Source organism: Kitasatospora sp. NPDC007106 (assembly GCF_040634455.1).
In the GTDB taxonomy this organism is placed as follows: domain Bacteria; phylum Actinomycetota; class Actinomycetes; order Streptomycetales; family Streptomycetaceae; genus Kitasatospora; species Kitasatospora arboriphila.
In genome coordinates this window covers 1-1,103 of the sequence record NZ_JBEYFP010001418.1, presented here as the reverse complement: position 1 = coordinate 1,103, position 1,103 = coordinate 1, and the positions used below count along the sequence as shown (strand labels likewise).

Here is a 1,103-nt window from a genome sequence, read left to right as displayed (position 1 = left end):
GGAACGGGCTCTGACCGCCGAAGACCGCACGGCCGTGGTGCATGAGATCGGCCGGCTGGCGGCGCGCGGCCTGAGAGTGCTCGCGGTCGCCGTGCGGCCGCTCCGCCCCGGGGTGCCGCCGCCGCGGCGCCGCGAGGACGCCGAACACGACCTGTGCCTGCTCGGCCTGGTCGCCATGGCCGACCCGCCCAGGCCCGAGGTCGCCGGCGCCATCTCCCGTGCCCACCGCGCCGGCATCACCGTGCACGTGGTCACCGGCGACAACGGGCTGACCGCCGCGGCCGTCGCCGAACAGGTCGGCATCGGCCACCGCGGCATGCGGATCGTCACCGGCACCGAACTGGACTCCCTCAGCGACGACCACCTGGACGCCCTGCTCGCCCGCGGCGAGGAGGTGATCTTCGCGCGGACCTCACCCGAGGCCAAGCTGCGGATCGCCGACGCCCTGCGGGCGGAGGGCAACACCGTGGCCATGACCGGGGACGGGGTCAACGACGCGCCCGCGCTGCGCCGCGCCGACATCGGCATCGCCATGGGCCGCTCCGGCACCGAGGTCGCCCGCGAATCGGCCACCATGGTGCTCACCGACGACGACTTCGCCACCATCGTGGCCGCGGTCGAGGAGGGCCGCCGCACCTACGACAACATCCGCAAGTTCATCGTCTACATCTTCGCGCACGCGGTGCCCGAGGTGGTGCCCTTCCTGGTCTTCGCCCTGGCCGGGGGCGCCGTCCCGCTGCCGCTGACGGTGATGCAGATCCTCGCCGTCGACCTCGGCACCGACACCCTGCCCGCACTCGCCCTCGGCCGGGAGCGCGCCGAACCGGGCCTGATGGACCGTCCGCCACGGCCGCGCACGGAGAAGGTGATCCGGCCCGCCATGCTGGCCAGGGCCTGGGGATTCCTCGGTCTGATCTCCGCCGCGCTCGTCATGGGCGGCTACTTCCTCACCCTGACCGCGGGTGGCTGGCACCCCGGCGACCCCACCGGCCCCGGCACCCCCCTGCACGAGCTGTACCGGCAGGCCACCACCGTCGCCTGGCTGGGCATCGTGGCCTGCCAGATCGGCACGGCGTTCGCCGCCCGTACCGACCGGGCCTCCC

At 74.3% G+C, this 1,103-nt stretch carries 1 protein-coding gene; it reads left to right on the top strand.

From position 1 onward, the window contains the following. Positions 1-34: 34 nt before the first annotated feature. A partial coding sequence (locus ABZ641_RS38935) for an HAD-IC family P-type ATPase (protein ID WP_359989438.1) occupies positions 35-1,103 on the top strand: 1,069 nt, incomplete at its 3' end.